Source organism: Mucilaginibacter sp. UYNi724, assembly GCF_054057495.1.
On record NZ_JBSRZI010000019.1, the window covers coordinates 17292 to 33917 of the forward strand.

At 43.1% G+C, this 16626-nt stretch carries 17 protein-coding genes; 6 read left to right on the top strand and 11 right to left on the bottom strand.

The genetic code is table 11. The features are described 5' to 3' along the window. Positions 1-36: 36 nt before the first annotated feature. Positions 37-1899, bottom strand: a complete 1863-nt coding sequence (locus ACVW0P_RS20275; protein ID WP_457133688.1) for a CocE/NonD family hydrolase — start codon at positions 1897-1899, stop codon at positions 37-39. Positions 1900-2053: 154 nt separating this feature from the next. On the opposite strand from ACVW0P_RS20275, the gene ACVW0P_RS20280 reads away from it, so the two are divergent. The 3 genes from ACVW0P_RS20280 to ACVW0P_RS20290 all read left to right on the top strand — a co-directional run bounded on the left by ACVW0P_RS20280 (position 2054) and on the right by ACVW0P_RS20290 (position 4719). Beyond that, positions 2054-2521: a hypothetical protein gene (locus ACVW0P_RS20280; protein ID WP_457133689.1), complete on the top strand. Its 468-nt coding sequence runs from the start codon at positions 2054-2056 to the stop codon at positions 2519-2521. 278 nt (positions 2522-2799) lie between these two features. After that, positions 2800-4203 (top strand): dihydrolipoyl dehydrogenase, encoded by a 1404-nt coding sequence (gene lpdA, locus ACVW0P_RS20285; protein WP_457133690.1) that lies wholly within the window; start codon positions 2800-2802, stop codon positions 4201-4203. A 75-nt stretch (positions 4204-4278) separates the two neighbouring features. After that, positions 4279-4719 (top strand): sterol desaturase family protein, encoded by a 441-nt coding sequence (locus ACVW0P_RS20290; RefSeq protein WP_457133691.1) that lies wholly within the window; start codon positions 4279-4281, stop codon positions 4717-4719. A 4-nt stretch (positions 4720-4723) separates the two neighbouring features. On the opposite strand, the gene ACVW0P_RS20295 is transcribed toward ACVW0P_RS20290, so the two are convergent. Both ACVW0P_RS20295 and ACVW0P_RS20300 read right to left on the bottom strand, forming a co-directional pair. Further along, the gene (locus ACVW0P_RS20295) at positions 4724-5302 is read right to left on the bottom strand and encodes a hypothetical protein (protein ID WP_457133692.1); all 579 of its coding nucleotides are present in this window, start codon (positions 5300-5302) and stop codon (positions 4724-4726) included. Positions 5303-5461: 159 nt separating this feature from the next. Further along, positions 5462-6034, bottom strand: a complete 573-nt coding sequence (locus ACVW0P_RS20300) for a hypothetical protein (RefSeq protein WP_457133693.1) — start codon at positions 6032-6034, stop codon at positions 5462-5464. Between the two features lie 93 nt (positions 6035-6127). Here ACVW0P_RS20300 and murB point away from each other — a divergent pair, with 93 nt between their 5' ends. Together murB and ACVW0P_RS20310 are read left to right on the top strand one after the other, a co-directional pair. Continuing rightward, on the top strand, positions 6128-7147 hold the full coding sequence (murB, locus tag ACVW0P_RS20305) for a UDP-N-acetylmuramate dehydrogenase (protein WP_457133694.1): 1020 nt from the start codon (positions 6128-6130) through the stop codon (positions 7145-7147). A gap of 271 nt (positions 7148-7418) precedes the next feature. Then, on the top strand, positions 7419-7955 hold the full coding sequence (locus ACVW0P_RS20310; protein WP_354429040.1) for an RNA polymerase sigma factor: 537 nt from the start codon (positions 7419-7421) through the stop codon (positions 7953-7955). 151 nt (positions 7956-8106) lie between these two features. Here the strand turns inward: ACVW0P_RS20310 and ACVW0P_RS20315 are convergent, their stop codons facing one another. From ACVW0P_RS20315 to ACVW0P_RS20330, 4 genes are read right to left on the bottom strand one after another with little or no spacing between them, the layout of a single operon-like run. Then, positions 8107-8346 carry a cytochrome b5 domain-containing protein gene (locus ACVW0P_RS20315; protein ID WP_457133695.1) on the bottom strand — a complete coding sequence of 80 codons (240 nt, stop codon included), beginning with the start codon at positions 8344-8346 and terminating at the stop codon, positions 8107-8109. After that, positions 8346-9029, bottom strand: coding sequence for a lycopene cyclase domain-containing protein (locus ACVW0P_RS20320; RefSeq protein WP_457133696.1), 684 nt, complete (start codon positions 9027-9029; stop codon positions 8346-8348). The genes ACVW0P_RS20315 and ACVW0P_RS20320 overlap by 1 nt, the downstream gene beginning before the upstream one ends. A gap of 2 nt (positions 9030-9031) precedes the next feature. Continuing rightward, positions 9032-9601: a hypothetical protein gene (locus ACVW0P_RS20325; protein WP_457133697.1), complete on the bottom strand. Its 570-nt coding sequence runs from the start codon at positions 9599-9601 to the stop codon at positions 9032-9034. Between the two features lie 27 nt (positions 9602-9628). Continuing rightward, positions 9629-10462, bottom strand: a complete 834-nt coding sequence (locus ACVW0P_RS20330) for a phytoene/squalene synthase family protein (protein WP_457133698.1) — start codon at positions 10460-10462, stop codon at positions 9629-9631. A 72-nt stretch (positions 10463-10534) separates the two neighbouring features. Between ACVW0P_RS20330 and ACVW0P_RS20335 the strand changes: the two genes are divergently transcribed. Beyond that, positions 10535-12019 carry a phytoene desaturase family protein gene (locus tag ACVW0P_RS20335; protein WP_457133699.1) on the top strand — a complete coding sequence of 495 codons (1485 nt, stop codon included), beginning with the start codon at positions 10535-10537 and terminating at the stop codon, positions 12017-12019. 172 nt (positions 12020-12191) lie between these two features. Here ACVW0P_RS20335 and ilvA read toward each other — a convergent pair whose 3' ends face one another. The 4 genes from ilvA to leuB form a co-directional block, all read right to left on the bottom strand. Continuing rightward, positions 12192-13442 carry a threonine ammonia-lyase IlvA gene (ilvA, locus tag ACVW0P_RS20340; protein ID WP_457133700.1) on the bottom strand — a complete coding sequence of 417 codons (1251 nt, stop codon included), beginning with the start codon at positions 13440-13442 and terminating at the stop codon, positions 12192-12194. Positions 13443-13445: 3 nt separating this feature from the next. Then, positions 13446-14612: a 2-isopropylmalate synthase gene (locus tag ACVW0P_RS20345; protein WP_354429053.1), complete on the bottom strand. Its 1167-nt coding sequence runs from the start codon at positions 14610-14612 to the stop codon at positions 13446-13448. Positions 14613-14709: 97 nt separating this feature from the next. Further along, on the bottom strand, positions 14710-15465 hold the full coding sequence (locus tag ACVW0P_RS20350) for a class I SAM-dependent methyltransferase (protein ID WP_457133701.1): 756 nt from the start codon (positions 15463-15465) through the stop codon (positions 14710-14712). 83 nt (positions 15466-15548) lie between these two features. Then, a complete protein-coding gene (leuB, locus tag ACVW0P_RS20355; protein ID WP_457133702.1) occupies positions 15549-16625 on the bottom strand; it encodes a 3-isopropylmalate dehydrogenase in 1077 nt (358 codons plus the stop codon). Between the last annotated feature and the right edge of the window lies 1 nt (position 16626).

Below are 16626 nucleotides of genomic sequence, written 5' to 3' on the forward strand. Positions count from 1 at the left end.
TAACGGACTCCAATAACCACTCTTTGATAACTAACCCTACTTCAATACCTCCACATCAATAAAGCTGTCGCTAAATACGGTGTGGGTTGCTTTTTGGTAATCAGTTGCTTCTGCTTTGTACGGGTTCTCTACAAATTTTTGCGGGTTACGCGCATACAGCGGGAACGATGTGCTTTGCACTTGGATCATTATGCGGTGGCCTTTTTTAAAGGTGTGCAACACATCATTAAGGTGAAAATTTACATCTGTTTTTTGGTTGGCAACCATCGGTATGGCTTTCTCAAACCCATCGCGGAAACGTGCGGGCATTATCTGCGAGCGCACCATTTGCTGGTAATTGCTCAGGATAATGTTTTTGTTTGGCATGTATGGGTTATTCGGCTCATCGGCGGGGTAAACGTCAACCAATTTCACTATCCAATCCGCATCGGTGCCGGTGGTAGCTACTTTTAGGTTAGCCATTATCTCGCCGCCAAGGGTTACATCATCAGTTAATACATCGGTTTGGAAAACCAGCACATCAGTACGTCGGCCCGCAAAACGCTGATCCTCGCTCATGTAATTGTGCGGGGTAAAGCCCATGGTGGTAGTATTATCTTCGGTGTAAGGGACAGGTTTCATCGGGTCGCTTACAAAGCTGGTGCCGCCTTGTGCAGGCGCTGCATCGGCCAGTTTGCCGTCGGCACTCAGGTAAAATTTAAGGTGGCTTGCTTCTGCGGCAGGCCATTTATCAAATTTGCGCCACTCGTTTTTACCGGTATTGAACATATAAGCCTCTGGCAGGCCCGAGTTTTTATCGCCCTTACCTTTAAGGAAGTGGTTAAAGAATTTCTGCTCGATATTTTTTTGATAGAACGTAGCAATGCTATCGCCGAAGTAAATGTTGCTGTGCATGGTGTGCCCCGTCTCGCGCGACCATCTGCCGTGCCCAAACGGACCCATCACAATGGTGTTATAGGCGCTCGGGTCTTTCTTCTCGATGGTTTTGTAGATAGCCAAAGGGCCTGTCAGATCTTCGGCATCAAACCAGCCGCCAACCAGCATCACCGCAGGTTTTACTTTGTTGTAGTGTTTAAGCAAGCCACGTTTTTGCCAGAAATCATCATAGCTTGGGTGGTTAACCGTTTCCTGCCAAAAAAAGTTATCTTTATAATATTTGTCGGCATTTTTAAGCGGACCAAGATCCATCAGGAACTGATAGCCATCTTTTGTGCCGGGGCTAAACATAGTATTTGCGTACCACGCCTTTGAAGTAGTGTCTGTTTTTTGTACACCAAACACAGGGAAGGTGAAAAAGTAACTTTCGATAAACGCTCCGTTATGGTGGAAATCATCAAAGAAAAAGTCCGAGATAGGTGCCTGCGGCGACGAAGCCTTAAGTGCAGGGTGGTTGCTCAGAATGCCGGCGGCAGTGTAAAAACCCGGATAGCTGATGCCCCACTGGCCAACTTTGCCGTTGTTACCGGCCGCGTTTTTGATCAGCCAGTCGATGGTATCATAAGTATCAGAGCCTTCGTCAACATCTTTTTTGCTTTTTTTATCGTCGATAACCGGTGTCATGTTGGTCCAGGTGCCTTCGCTTTTGTAGCGGCCGCGTACATCCTGGTAAACAAAAATGTAGCCCTCTTGCATAATGTATTTTGAGGGGCCTAAAGAGCCGGGATATTTTGTTTCGCCGTAAGGAGCAATACTGTAGCAGGTACGCTGCATCATAATAGGATACTTTTTATCCTTTGATGCATCAATTGGCGTATAGATGGAGGTGAAAAGTTTCACGCCATCGCGCATGGTGATGTACACATCCTTTTTAGTAAAATGCTCTTTAACGTAGTTACTTTGTGCAAAAACGCCGCTATAGGTCGCAGCAATAAACAAGATTAATGCGGAGAGTTTTTTCATGATGGTCAGTTAGTTTTGATGAGCCTAATTTAGTAAGTAAATGGGGAATATGCTAACGAGTGATGAAGGTGTTACAAAAGAGGTAAATTTAAAATTGTAGTTAAACAATTTATTCAGCATACGGTTATAGTCTTTCAATCACTTGCTCAATATTATGAAAGTTAAATTCTACCTGCTATTTGTAGTGGTTTTAGTTTTATCATGTAAAAAAAAGGATAATCCGCAACCGGAAGCCGCCACCGGCCCTGTATCCGGCAAGATCTACAGTTCAACATTTACTGCACAAAATGCAGTTATTCGTAACGTTAATTTTAGTTATCAGAATTACAAGCCCGAAGACTTGTTTGCGATTTATTTATCGGCAAATAAGGGCGACGATTGTGCCGCCGACATCAGTAAATTTTCTGTGCGGTTAAGTGTGCCTAAAAAGATAGGGAAGTTTACAGAGAACGACATCTATATATTAATAGACGACCCAAATTCTACTGATGGCGCTTTGTTTTCATCGGATAGTGTAATAGAGATAACATCCATTACGGCCGATAAAGTTATCGGTAAGGTTGATGCCAAGTTTGATAATAGCTACATCAAAGGCAGTTTCGAAGCGAAAATATGCCAATAATCAATGGTTAAGTTAAGTGCCCTCATTTATAGGACCACGTCCACTTTGACATTTGGGTCGACGTTTTAAAAAAGATTGAATTAAAAGCCCCACGAACGTAGCGATAACCTTAAATGTGACATAGTGTAACACACGGGTGTTGCCGCAACTGGTAGAAGTCAAAGTTTTGGCCGATAATTACTCTCTAACCCCCTTTGTCAATCCCCTCACATTTTAATCAATTACCTATTTATAAGCCTGTAAACATTCCTTAACTTTGACCACCAAAATACACTACTATGCAATATGATGTAATCGTTATAGGTTCTGGTCCGGGTGGTTATGTTGCGGCGATACGCTGCGCCCAACTGGGGATGAAAACCGCAATTATTGAAAAATATAACACCCTTGGCGGTACCTGCTTAAACGTGGGCTGTATCCCCTCAAAGGCATTGCTGGATTCGTCGGAAAATTATCATAACGCTGCCCATACCTTCGCTACGCACGGTATTAAATTGGATAACCTGGGCATTGATTTTGGCCAGATGATAAAACGCAAACAGGAAGTTGTTGATGCCAACACCAGCGGTATCACTTACCTTATGAAGAAAAACAAGATTGACGTACACGTGGGTGTGGGGTCTTTTAAAGATAAAAATACCATTATTGTGACTGCGACTGATGGTAAAATTACCGAGCTGACCACAGAAAAGGTGATCATCGCTACCGGTTCTAAACCAGCAAGCCTGCCTTTCCTAAAAATTGACAAGAAACGCATAATCACCTCAACCGAGGCTTTAACACTTACAGAAATCCCTAAACACCTTATACTAATCGGTGGTGGTGTTATTGGATTAGAGCTTGGTTCGGTTTACGCGCGTTTGGGTGCTAAGGTATCGGTAATAGAATATATGGATGGCATTATCCCCACTATGGATAAGGGCCTGGGCCGCGAATTACAGAAGGTACTGAAGAAAATAGGAATGGAGTTTTACCTGGGCCACAAGGTTACAGGCGCTACTGCCAAAGGCAAAGAGGTTACCGTTACGTTTGATAATCCTAAAGGCGAAAAGCAAGAGCTTAAAGGCGATTACTGCATGGTAGCCGTTGGCCGTGTTGCTTATACCGATGGTTTAGGCCTTGATAAAATAGGCATCACCGTTGAAGAGCGTGGCCGCAAAATTACGGTTGACGAGCACCTGGAAACCAGCGTTAAAGGCGTTTATGCTATTGGCGATGTAGTTAAAGGCGCTATGCTTGCCCATAAGGCCGAGGATGAAGGTACATTTGTTGCCGAGTTGATTGCCGGCCAAAAACCACACATTAATTATAACCTGATACCGGGTGTTGTTTATACCTGGCCGGAAGTTGCCGCGGTTGGTTATACCGAAGAGCAATTAAAAGAGGCGGGGACTAAGTATAAATTAGGGTCGTTCCCGTTCAAGGCCAGTGGCCGTGCCCGTGCAAGTGGCGATCTGGATGGTTTTGTAAAGGTATTGGCTGATGCTACTACAGATGAAATACTTGGTGTACACATGATAGGCCCGCGTGCTGCAGATATGATAGCCGAAGCGGTTATTGCCATGGAATTCCGCGCCTCTGCAGAGGACGTGACCCGTGCCAGCCACGCCCACCCAACCTACACCGAAGCCATGCGCGAAGCGTGTTTAGCGGCAACGGAGAACAGGGCGATACATATCTAATTTACGATTGCAGATTTACGATATTAGATTTAACTAAAGCAGAAACAAACTTATTTGTTTCTGCTTTTATATTTTATGCAGGTATTAATCAACATAGGTATTGTACTATTAACCATTGCCGGGATGGAGTTAATGTCCTGGGCTATGCATAAGTTCCTGTTCCATGGGCCGCTATGGTTTATCCATAAAACGCACCACCAACAACGCCACGGCTGGTTCGAACTTAACGATCTGTTCAGCATAGGTTTTGCCGCAATGGCCTTATGGCTGATGTGGGCGGGGCATGTTACCTTAGACTATCGCTTTTGGATAGGGGCCGGCATCAGTACCTATGGCACCATCTACTTCATCTTCCACGATTGGTTTATACATAACCGTTTCAAAGCATTCAAAAGCAGTAATTGGTACCTGTCCGCCATCCGCAGGGCACACAAGATCCACCATAAATCAACAGAGAAAAATCCTTCGGAAGAGTTTGGGTTATTGGTGGTGGGGAAGAAGTGGTTTAGGAGGTAGCAAATTATTCATTGTCACTTTCAACGGTCGCATTAAATACTGCATCTATTTTGTTAAATAACTCCTCCCATTTCGAGTTCCCGTCTACAATGTCTCGTACAGAGGACGTTGCAGCGTAAACATCATTACCTGTTAAAATATAAAATTTAGCATATCCAGGTTCGGGTACAGAAGTGTTTTTTCTTCGCATCCTTGCAAAATTGTATTGAGCGGTAGACATTGCAGAAGTTATAGCCACTTTAACATTCATGTTGTCGGTTTCGAATACCTGTTCTCTTGCAATTAGGGTATTAATGGTCGATATTTTCGCATTTCTGAAAACAAGAAGTAACCTAACCTCGGTTCCATAATGGGTTTCATGGCCAACACCAAACACTGTTTCATTATCTTCGTTAAGCTGGATGCCAAGATTTTCGGCCTTAACACTTAATAAATATTCTCTTTGTTTAAGATATGTTTCCCATAAATTATCGGTTATCTCGATATCTACTTTCTTTAGTTTCCATTTTTGATAGTAAAAGTATACAACGCGTCCGAGTTGAAATAATAGCACCCCACCCAAAACAATGTATCCCTCTTTCATTTATAAGGTTTAAATACGGCCAAGATAAATAAAACAAGTCTGTATCATAACAATAATATTTCCGAAATTCTCCATGTTTCGCGCAAAATTCACCACAACTCAACGGGGGAAGCCTTTTGGAAGAGTAGGGTTATCGGCAAGTAGTGAGTTAGGGTATAGTTATTTCTCGTTTATTAACCTTAGTTGGGTAATAACGTCATTGCCTTTATAAAATATTTCAGCCCATTCAGATTTTTCAGCTGTAATATCCGACTCCAACCCTTCGAAAGAATAATGCCCCTTATTGGTTAGGATATGAAATTTAATATGATTAGGCTTTGGTATTTCCATGCTTTCCGGCCCCATTTTCGTAAAATAATTTTGAGCAGAAGAAACAAACGCAATTGCAGCTTTATTCACATTCTCATGCGATGCCCCTCCAATTATTCCGCCACCGCTGCTGGTATACATACTTGCGTCGCCTGTTAACAATGAAATAATTGTTGCGGCGCCATCATTTGTACCAAATTCCAAAACAACACAAAATGCAGTTTCTTTATCAGGAGAAATATTAAGCTTTAAGTCTTGTGGTTTTAATGATAAAACTTGTTTGCGCAAACCCATGTAAGGATTTTCCGTTTGTTTTTTATATAAAGCAGCCTCTCGTTTATCGTCGCTCCTGGTAACTAACATATAAATTAAAGCGCCAAGTATTACAATTACTACAATTACCACGATGTACATAGCTTTCATTTATTTTATAATGTGAATTTGGTTTGAATATAATGTTTTTGCTATACATCTAATTAAAATCCCGAAATTCGCCCCATTCCAAAATCATCAACCATGCTGCAAATACAGGAAAACGTATCGCTAAAAAAATTCAACACTTTTGGTATTGATGTTAATGCCCGGTATTTTGCCGAGATAAGCCACGAGGACGAATTGGAAGAACTATTTGCTGACCCGCAATGGTTGCAAATGCACCGCCTTGTTTTAGGTGGCGGCAGCAATATGCTGATGGTGAAAGATTTTGACGGGCTGGTTATCCGCATGAACATCCGCGGGATAGAGCACCGCATTAGCCACGATGATGTATTTGTAGAAGTGGGCGCAGGCGAAGTATGGAACGATCTGGTGAATTTTTGTGTGGACCGTAACTACGCCGGTATGGAAAACCTGAGCCTCATCCCCGGTTCGGTTGGTGCATCGCCCATCCAAAATATTGGCGCGTATGGTGTGGAGCTAAAGGATGTGTTTGCAAGTTGCCGCGCTTTTGAGATAGCTACTGGTAATTTCCGCACGTTTACTAAAGAGGATTGTAAGTTTGGCTATCGCGAAAGTGTATTTAAAACCGAACTGGCAGGGCAGTATATTATAGTAGGGGTGAAATTCCATTTATCGCTTAAGCCGAACATCAACCTAAGATATGGCGCGATAGAGCAAGAGTTGGCTAACCGTGGTATTCCACAGCCTACGATTGAGGATGTATCAAAAGTGGTATCGCACATTCGTGTATCTAAACTTCCGGATCCATCTACTATCGGAAACGCGGGGAGCTTCTTCAAAAATCCGGTGATTCCCGCAGCGCAATTTGAAATCTTGCATCAAAATTTCCCGGAGATAGTTAACTATCCAACAACAGACGGACAAGTAAAACTTGCCGCGGGCTGGCTGATTGAGCAGTGTGGCTGGAAAGGCAAAACCGTTGGTAACACAGGTACGTGGAAGAACCAGGCGCTGGTTTTAGTGAACCACGGAAGCGCAACGGGTAAAGAAGTGTACAGTCTGTCGTCGCAAATCATAGACAGTGTGTACACTAAATTTGGCGTTACACTACAACGCGAGGTTAATATTATTGGTTAATTAAATTAATTATAATTTAATTTTACACCCTACTCATCTACAGTAGGTTAAACAACTAATTGTTTTAACTATTTACTAATAATCTGTTAATAATACAAACTGGTGATAAATGATTGTAAATAGCTTATTTATAGGTAATTGTCTGCTGTTTGTAAATTTTGAGGTGGTTTTGAGCGACAGATTCCATTAAAACAGGCATCATCGCAATTTCATACTCTTTCCATAAACTGGTATCATGTTTGTTTAACACTCAATACAAAACATTAACAGAATGACAAAGATTGAGTTTAACACCCTGGTATTACGTCAAGCAAGTTCACTAAGGTCATACGCCTTACACTTTACACACGATGCTGACGACGCAAACGACCTTGTTCAGGATACAATGTTGAAAGCTATAACTTACTACAACAAGTTTAAAGAAGGTACCAACCTTAAAGGCTGGTTGTACACCATCATGAAAAACACTTTCATCAACAATTACCGCCGTTTTGTTAAAATGAGCACTTTTGTTACCAAAAGCGATGAGATCTCTTCACCTAACCTGGTATTTAGTTCAACTAAAAATCAGGGAGAAGCAAAATTTGTAATGGATGATATTAAACGGGCTTTAGATCGTTTACCATCAGATTACTACGTGCCATTCACTATGTATTTTGAAGGCCATAAATATCACGAGATAGCTGATCATTTGACTATCCCAATCGGTACTGTTAAAACCCGTATTCACGTAGCGCGTAAGTTGCTTAAAAAGAACTTGAAGGCTTATGATAACGGCGTTGCAAAACCTATCTACGCCGAAATTTAAGATAATAAACTCAACATATATAGAAAAACCTGCCCCTTAAGGCAGGTTTTTCTGTTTTAATGAACGTTCATATTGAATTATAAATGGCGATAGAAATATCGCTAAGTTCAGCACTCTTAGCTTTGATCTTGTTTCTTAATTCTTTTTTAGACTACTTCCCCAATCTGCCTATAATACTAAATTTCTCAAAAACGGTTTCGGTATGCGGTGCGTAAGCGAGTTCGTCGGTAAGATCCTGGCCTGCCCAATGCTCATAGTGTTTGCCGTTGTGCCACAGGCGGCTTTCGGTCACATCGTATATATCGCCTTTATAGGCTACCCAGACCTGCGGCTTATCCTGCCCGTTGCGGAGGGCTAATTGCGATTTGGTATATATGGGTAAGTCGGCCATTACGCAGCAAGCTTTTTACGGTCCTTAAAATACTCAAAAAAGCCAACATTCATCAGTAGTAAGGCCATACTGTAAAAATGATCTTCGAATGGGATAGTTCCAACGCGGAAACCGAGGTTTTGGTCATCATTATAAAGCACAACGGGGATAGATGTGAGCAACCCGTTTACCAAATAGAACGGAATAAGCGATACCAGGTAAGCCACGTAGAATCTGCCCAACCAATCGGCTTTAAACACAAATAGCAAAAGCAATAGTATAATGGCAAGTAAGCTAAACGTAACTGCCGTATAAAGCTTATTAAAGTTATCAATCAGTATAAAAGCTGATGCCAAAGCTAACAAACCGGATACGCTGCGCGATACATCAGTGCTCAGCTGCCATTTCACATAGTAATTTAAACACGCGTAAATAAATATACAGGCAAACGGAACAGTTAAAAAGAAGAGCACCTCCTCCAATGGCAAACCAAAAAATTTGATCCCAATGATATATTTATCGTTAAAAGACCACACGCCGTGAATGGTAAAAAGCACATCCCAAAACAAAAACAATAACCCCGTAAGCGCCATGCCCGGCCAAATAAAACGCCAGGTTTTAGCAAATGCCACCCGCTTATCAAACGACAATACAACCGGGAAAAAGATGGTGGCTAAGTTAATAAGCAGGTAGGTGTATTTCACTCTTATAAGGTGGCTAAATGTTGCGAAAGGTTCCTGTTCTCGGTGGGTGTACAGCGTTTAGAATCTATCAGGAATGTAATGATGGTTTTAACCAGTGCCGTATCTGCTGATGAATAATGCTTGCGATCGATCTGTTTGATGATCTCGGTACGGTCGGCAACGAGGTTTTTGGTATAGCCTAAAAAGCCCGGCACATTATGCTCTACCGAAAAGCGCATAAAGCGGATCTCGATGTTTGCGGGGTCGCGGGTTACCGCGCCTTTAAACGTTCTTTCAGCGTCGTTCAGATATTTTATCTTAAAGTATGGATTCCAAGTGTGCTTGGCTTTTAAAGCTTGCAGTGTGCCTATGTAGCCATTAACAAGTCCTGTGCGGTTTTTTATCAACCCAAGGGTACGGTAAAGCGAGTCGGTAGTTTTACTACTGTTAATGGCTGTAACGAGTTGTTTGCGGATCACATGCAGGTTGGGCTCTGCAATATCATCGGGCATGGCAGTGGCGTTACCCTTGTTAGTGGGTGCAAACAGCAACAAAACGGCTACAAATAATAAGTATCTGAATTTAAAAAGCATCGGTAATATCTAACAGTACTGCTTGTTCTAAATTATATTAAGTTTTTGATGAAGCCTGGCCTTAAAATAAAGGCTTAGCTTTTGCGTATTAGAAACCCTTATCCTTTTTTGCATAATAGTAAATGCCGTGGTTGCCTTTATTTTTTTAAATAACTGAAGGTAATAAACATACGCTACATAAACGCCCAGTCGGCTTCCTTTTGGCAATAGTTTAATGCCTTCGAATGCGTCATCAAAATCTTGTTTGATATCAGTCTCAATGATTTTTTTATCCGTTTCGGTAAAGTTTGTAAAATCGACCTCGGGGAAATAAGTACGACCACGGTCTTCATAATCTGACTTAATATCCCTCAAAAAGTTTATTTTCTGAAATGCCGAACCCAAGCTTTTTGCCTTTGGGACTAACTGATCATACAGCGATACATCGTTCTCGCAAAAGATTTGCAGGCACATTAAACCAACAACCTCGGCCGAGCCATAGATATATGTTTTATAGCCATCGTTGTCATAAGCCGTTTTATCCAGGTCCATTTTCATGGAACTGAGGAAGGCTTCGATCAGGTCTTTATCAATGTTGTGATGATTGACAACCTGCTGAAAAGAGTGCAATACCGGATTGGTGCTAATGCCACGGTCGATAGCCTTAAAAGTTTCTTCTTTAAACTCGTCTATCAGTAGGCGCTGGTCGTGGTCGTAAAAAGTGTCGACTATCTCGTCCGCGTAGCGCACAAACCCATAAATGGCATAAATGGGGTACCTAAAACGCTGGTCGAACGCTTTAATACCCGTACTAAAAGAAGTACTGTATTTGGTGGTTATCAGCTTGCTGCATTCAAAGCACGTTTCGTCAAACAGGTTCATTACCCAAAAGTACAAAATGTAAGCTGTATTGTTTTTTACTTGCTTACAAGTATTTGCTTAATTTGGCTGCTGATGGATGCGAAAAAGCAAATTATTGTAATTGGGGCGGGTTTTGCAGGATTGGCCTCGGCTTGTGTACTGGCAAAAGAGGGTTATAAGGTTACCGTTTTGGAAAAGAATGACCAGCCCGGCGGCCGCGCGCGTATTTGGGAGAAAGGTGGTTTTAAGTTTGACATGGGCCCAAGCTGGTATTGGATGCCCGATGTGTTCGAGAACTTCTTCGCCATATTCGGTAAAAAACCATCTGATTTTTACGATCTGAAACGCCTTGATCCCGGTTACCGTGTTTATTATGGTAAGGATGATGTACTGGATGTACCCGCAAACATGGGCAAACTGGAAAAACTCTTCAACGAGATTGAACCCGGCAGCAGTTCAGGGTTGCGTAAGTTTTTAGCGCAGGCCGCCTACAAATATAAAGTAGGCATGGGCGAGTACGTTTTCCGTCCTTCGCATTCTATTACAGAGTTTATCGACTTTAACCTCATCCGTAAAAGTTTTAGCATGCAGTTGCTTACTAACATGAGTAGCCACGTACGCCAATATTTTAAAAACCCTAAACTGATAAAATTGCTGGAGTTCCCGGTGCTATTCCTGGGCGCTACCCCGCAGGATACCCCGGCAATGTACAGCATGATGAACCACGCCGACCTTGCCCTTGGTACATGGTACCCCATGGGGGGCATGAATGAAATTGTTAAAGCCATGGTAAGCGTTGCCGAAAGCTATGGTGTCGACATCAGACTAAACACGGAGGTAACCAAAATTGATGTTGCCGATTGCCAGGCAAAAACCATCCAAACCAAAAACGGCGACTACCAGGCAGATTTTGTAATAGCCGGCGCAGATTATGAGCATATCGACCAGCATGTTTTAAATAAATCAGACAGAAACTACAGCGAAAAATACTGGGACAAGCGCACCATGTCGCCCTCCAGTTTACTATTTTATATTGGGACGAACAAAAAAGTAGAAGGCATTCAACATCATAACCTGTTTTTTGACGAAGATTTTGAGCTGCATGCCAAAGAGATCTATAAAGACCCGCAATGGCCAAGTAAACCATTGTTTTACGTTTGCTGTACATCTAAAACAGACCACGAGGCCGCGCCCGAAGGAGGGGAGAACCTTTTCTTTTTAATGCCAATAGCTCCCGGCCTGGATGATGACGAAACTACCCGCGAAAAATATTTTAAGGTGATGATTGATAGGTTTGAAGCTATTACCGGCCAAAGTATCCGCGATAATATTGTAGTCAACCGCAGTTATGCACTTAAGGATTTTAAAGCAGATTACAATTCTTTTAAAGGGAACGCCTACGGGTTGGCTAACACCCTTGCCCAAACCGCGTTTTTTAAACCAAGCATGCGTGCAAAGCATATTAAAAACCTATTGTTTACGGGCCAGCTAACTGTTCCCGGGCCGGGTGTACCGCCTGCTTTGATCTCGGGGCAGATAGCTGCATTGGAGGCGATGAAAGTATTGGATGGGAAGTAAGTGAACATTCGTCATTGCGAGGTACGAAGCAATCTCTTTAAGACAATTATACACTTTGCATGCGGATTTGCTTAAAGAGATTGCTTCTTACCTTTATAGCAATAACGCGTGGGATCATAAAAACAAACGCCAGGCTTGAACCCGGCGTTTATTGTTATAATCAATGTTTGAATTACACCAAATATTCAAACAAAGTCTTATCCCTGTTCAGTTCTATCACTTCAAAACGGTGCTCTGCCATGCGCTCTAAAAGGGCGGGGTAGTCCTCCGCATTTTTTAGTTCGATGCCTACTAGGGCGGGGCCGTTCTCTTTGGAGTTTTTCTTGATAAATTCGAAACGGGTAATGTCATCACCGGGGGCAAGCACGCTGTTCACGAATAACTTAAGCGCACCCGGGCGTTGCGGGAACCGCACGATAAAGTAATGCTTGAGGCCTTCGTAAAGCAACGATTTCTCTTTGATCTCCTGCATGCGGTCAATATCGTTATTGCCCCCGCTTATTACGCAAACCACAGTTTTACCTTTTATCCGATCCTTTACAGCATCAAGCGCAGTAACTGACAGTGCACCGGCCGGTTCAACCACTATGGCATCCTCGTTGTATAATTTTAATATGGTGGTACAAACTTTCCCTTCGGGGACGGTAAGCATGTGATCCAGTATTTCGCGGCAAATAGCAAAGGTTTTATCACCCACGCGTTTAACGGCTGCACCATCCACAAAACGGTCAATGTCGCCAAGTGCAGTATTTTCGCCATTGTTTATAGATGTTAGCATTGATGGCGCACCTTCGGGCTCAACACCTATTAACGTAATATTTGGGAGTTGTTGCTTTAAATATGTACCCATACCCGCAGCTAAACCACCACCGCCAATTGGCATAATGGCTACGTCGAAATGCGGCAAGTCCTGCAGTATCTCCACGCCAACAGTTCCCTGGCCTTCAATAGTCCGGTAATCATCAAACGGGGGGATAAACTCTACGTCGTGCTCTTTGGTGTAGATCAAAGCTTCACGCAGGCAGTCGTCGAAAGTATCGCCGGTTAAAACCAGCTCCACGTTTCCGTTACCAAACATTTCTGTTTGCTTAACTTTTTGTTTTGGGGTTATCTCGGGCATGTAAATGATGCCTTTAATGTTTTTCTTTTTACAGGAATAAGCCACGCCTTGCGCATGGTTACCCGCGCTTGCGCATACCACGCCTTTATCTAATTGTTGCTGGCTTAGTTGCGCGATAAGATTGTACGCCCCGCGTAATTTGTAAGAGCGTACTATCTGCAGGTCTTCGCGTTTTAAATATATTTTGCATTCGTATTTTGCCGACAGCCCCTCGTTATACTCCAAAGGGGTATGCTTTACCACATCTTTAAGACGCTCGTAGGCCGCTTCAAAATCCAAATGTACTTCCGTTGCTGTATCCATCACTTAGTTCTTTACCAACCTGTGCGCCATAAGGCCTTGCAGGTCGTCATCATTTATATCCAGCTTAGCATCAGCAAGCGTTAAAAAGGTTTTGTAAACCTCGTATAGTTCGTCTTTATCTAATTTATGGCCTAATCTTTCCAAATGGAATTTAAGCGCATGGCGTCCACTACGTGCAGTCAACACAATGCTTGCGCTTGGAAAACCAACATCCTCCGGGCGAATGATCTCATAGTTCTCACGGTTCTTCAAAAAGCCATCCTGGTGAATTCCACTGCTGTGCGCAAATGCATTGCTACCCACAATAGCCTTGTTTGGCTGCACCGGCATACGCATTTGGCTGCTGATCATGCGGCTCATTTCAAAAAAGTTTTTGCTGTTTACATTGGTATGCAAGCCAAGTATCGCATGTGTTTTCAGGATCATTACCACCTCTTCGATAGAGGTATTACCTGCACGCTCACCAATGCCGTTGATGGTGCCTTCTATCTGGCGGGCACCATTTTGTAAACCGGCAATAGAGTTGGCCGTTGCCAGGCCAAGATCGTTATGGCAATGTACCGAGATAATGGCCTGGTCGATATTTTTAACATGCTCTTTCAGATATTTGATCTTAGCGCCGTACTGGTCTGGCAGGCAGTAGCCGTTGGTATCGGGGATGTTTACCACGGTTGCACCCGCGGCAATTACCGCTTCAACCATTTGGGCTAAAAAGGCCGAATCGGCACGGCCGGCATCTTCTGCATAGAACTCGATATCCTCTACAGATTTTTTGGCGTACCTAACAGCTTCAACCGCACGCTCTAAAATTTCTTCGCGTGTGCTGTTGAATTTGTGTTTAATGTGCTGGTCTGACGACCCAATACCTGTGTGGATTCGCGGGCGTTTCGCATATTTCAAGGACTCTACTGCTACATCAATATCTGTTTTGTTGGCCCTGGTAAGCGCGCAAACAACGGGCTCTTTTACGGCTTTAGAGATCTCTACGACACTCATAAAATCGCCCGGGCTTGACACGGGGAAACCTGCCTCTATAATATCTACGCCCAGTGTTTCGAGTTCGCGGGCTATATCGATCTTTTCGGGGGTGGTTAATTGGCACCCCGGTACCTGTTCGCCATCGCGAAGCGTAGTATCAAAAACGTAAACGCGGTTAGGATCGTGTAACATAATTTTCTTTTTTAGTATCAAGTAGTTAGTATAAAGTATCAAGATTTTGGTATCATGTGCCGAGTTTTAGGTCTCGATACTTGATACTATTTACTTGCTACTCTTTAATTGCTGTAAATCTTAATCTCTTATAATCCGAGTACCATTGCCCGTTATCGTTATAGTGGGGCTCAAGTTCGTCGGCAATTTCATTTAATATTTGTAATAGTTTATCTTCCGGTACTTCTGCAAAAAATGATGAGCCAAACATGGTTAACCACATGGTTACACCCTGGTGCCCATCCTGAAGTTGCGTTTTACGGTCGAAGTGTGCTGCAAATGTTACCCTAAAACCTGCTGCTTCCAGTTTGGTAGCATATTCTGCAGTCGATGGGAAATACCATGGGTTACCGTCCTGTGGTATTTTATAACCGTGCTTATTTAATATTAATGTAGTTGCTGCAACTGTTTGCTGTACGTTACCCTTTCCACCCATCTCGGCAACAAAACGGCCACCGGGTTTAAGCGCATTGTAAACAGAGCTGATAGCGCCATCAACGTTTTTTATCCAGTGCAACGCAGCGTTAGAAAACACGGCATCAAACTTATTGTCAAATTCAAAGTCAGCGCCATCGGCAACAAAGAAATCTGCGTTATGGTAGGTTGCACGCGCTTTCTCAATCATCTCCGGCGAAGCATCGATACCGGTAGCCATGCAGCCAAGTTTTTGGATCTCGCTGGCTAAATAGCCGGTACCGCAACCAAGGTCGAGGATATGCTCGCCCGGTTTCGCATTAAGTAATTCCAGCACATTCTCTCCGTATTGAAATACGAAGGAATGTTTGTCGTCATATAATTCAGCGTTCCATTTCATTGTAGTTAATTTGTTCAATGGTTGATTAGTTCATTGGGGTAGCTCATTTGCACATCTGCCTACTTTCGCATCTGCACATCTCACTACAAGTATTCCAATACTTTTTGCCCCATGGCTTTTGTGCCTAATATTTTGCTTTTGTCGGTGTTAACGTCAGCAATGTCGCCGGTGCGGTAACCACCTTTTAAAGTTTTGTCAATAGCGTCGGTTATCTTTTTAGCTTCATCCTTAAGGCCAAAGGCAATCTCTAACATCAGGGATACCGATAGCATTGATGCGAGCGGATTAGCTTTATCCTGACCGGCAATATCATGTGCCGAACCGTGGATAGGCTCAAAGAAACCCGTACCATCACCAATTGATGCGGATGCCAGCATCCCCATAGAGCCTGCTATTTGCGAAGCTTCATCGGTAAGAATATCACCAAAAAGGTTGGCGGTTAATACCACATCAAACTTTTTAGGGTTTTTAACCAGTTGCATGGCTGCGTTGTCAATAAACATGTGTTCGGTCTCTACATCGGGGTATTGCTTGGCAAGTTCTTGTACCACCTCGCGCCAAAGGCGTGATGATTCCAGCACATTTGCCTTATCTACCGAGCAGAGCCTTTTGCCACGTACACGGGCAGCTTCAAATGCTTTGGTAGCAATGCGCTCTACTTCATATCGGTGATAGATCATCAGATCGGAAGCAGTATTACGATCTTCACTGCGTTTCTTTTCGCCAAAATAAACGTCGCCGGTCAATTCACGAAAGAACAGGATATCTGTTCCCTTTAGTATCTCAGGCTTTAAGCTTGATGCATCCAGCAGCTCATCAAAAAGCATAATAGGGCGTAGGTTGGCGTATAGACCAAGTTCCTTACGGATTTTCAGTAGACCTTGTTCCGGGCGGACCTTTGCAGATGGATCGTTATCGTATTTGATATGACCGATGGCACCGAAAAGGATGGCATCACTGGCTTTGGCTTTTGCTAATGTTTCATCTGGCAACGGGTTGCCTGTTGCTTCAATTCCTGCGTGGCCCATCAGGGCTTCGTCAAAAGTGAACTCATGGCCAAAATCGACACCAATTTTTTCTAATACGGCTTTACCCCAGGTGGTAACCTCAGGCCCAATACCATCACCGGGTATTACTAATATGTGTTTTTTAACTCCCATT

Bases quoted from the DNA above. Each gene is read 5' to 3' on its own strand.
- ACVW0P_RS20275 (WP_457133688.1), bottom strand. From the start codon at position 1,899: ATGAAAAAACTCTCCGCATTAATCTTGTTTATTGCTGCGACCTATAGC.
- ACVW0P_RS20280 (WP_457133689.1), top strand. From the start codon at position 2,054: ATGAAAGTTAAATTCTACCTGCTATTTGTAGTGGTTTTAGTTTTATCA.
- lpdA (WP_457133690.1), top strand. From the start codon at position 2,800: ATGCAATATGATGTAATCGTTATAGGTTCTGGTCCGGGTGGTTATGTT.
- ACVW0P_RS20290 (WP_457133691.1), top strand. From the start codon at position 4,279: ATGCAGGTATTAATCAACATAGGTATTGTACTATTAACCATTGCCGGG.
- ACVW0P_RS20295 (WP_457133692.1), bottom strand. From the start codon at position 5,302: ATGAAAGAGGGATACATTGTTTTGGGTGGGGTGCTATTATTTCAACTC.
- ACVW0P_RS20300 (WP_457133693.1), bottom strand. From the start codon at position 6,034: ATGAAAGCTATGTACATCGTGGTAATTGTAGTAATTGTAATACTTGGC.
- murB (WP_457133694.1), top strand. From the start codon at position 6,128: ATGCTGCAAATACAGGAAAACGTATCGCTAAAAAAATTCAACACTTTT.
- ACVW0P_RS20310 (WP_354429040.1), top strand. From the start codon at position 7,419: ATGACAAAGATTGAGTTTAACACCCTGGTATTACGTCAAGCAAGTTCA.
- ACVW0P_RS20315 (WP_457133695.1), bottom strand. From the start codon at position 8,346: ATGGCCGACTTACCCATATATACCAAATCGCAATTAGCCCTCCGCAAC.
- ACVW0P_RS20325 (WP_457133697.1), bottom strand. From the start codon at position 9,601: ATGCTTTTTAAATTCAGATACTTATTATTTGTAGCCGTTTTGTTGCTG.
- ACVW0P_RS20330 (WP_457133698.1), bottom strand. From the start codon at position 10,462: ATGAACCTGTTTGACGAAACGTGCTTTGAATGCAGCAAGCTGATAACC.
- ACVW0P_RS20335 (WP_457133699.1), top strand. From the start codon at position 10,535: ATGGATGCGAAAAAGCAAATTATTGTAATTGGGGCGGGTTTTGCAGGA.
- ilvA (WP_457133700.1), bottom strand. From the start codon at position 13,442: ATGGATACAGCAACGGAAGTACATTTGGATTTTGAAGCGGCCTACGAG.
- ACVW0P_RS20345 (WP_354429053.1), bottom strand. From the start codon at position 14,612: ATGTTACACGATCCTAACCGCGTTTACGTTTTTGATACTACGCTTCGC.
- ACVW0P_RS20350 (WP_457133701.1), bottom strand. From the start codon at position 15,465: ATGAAATGGAACGCTGAATTATATGACGACAAACATTCCTTCGTATTT.
- leuB (WP_457133702.1), bottom strand. From the start codon at position 16,625: ATGGGAGTTAAAAAACACATATTAGTAATACCCGGTGATGGTATTGGG.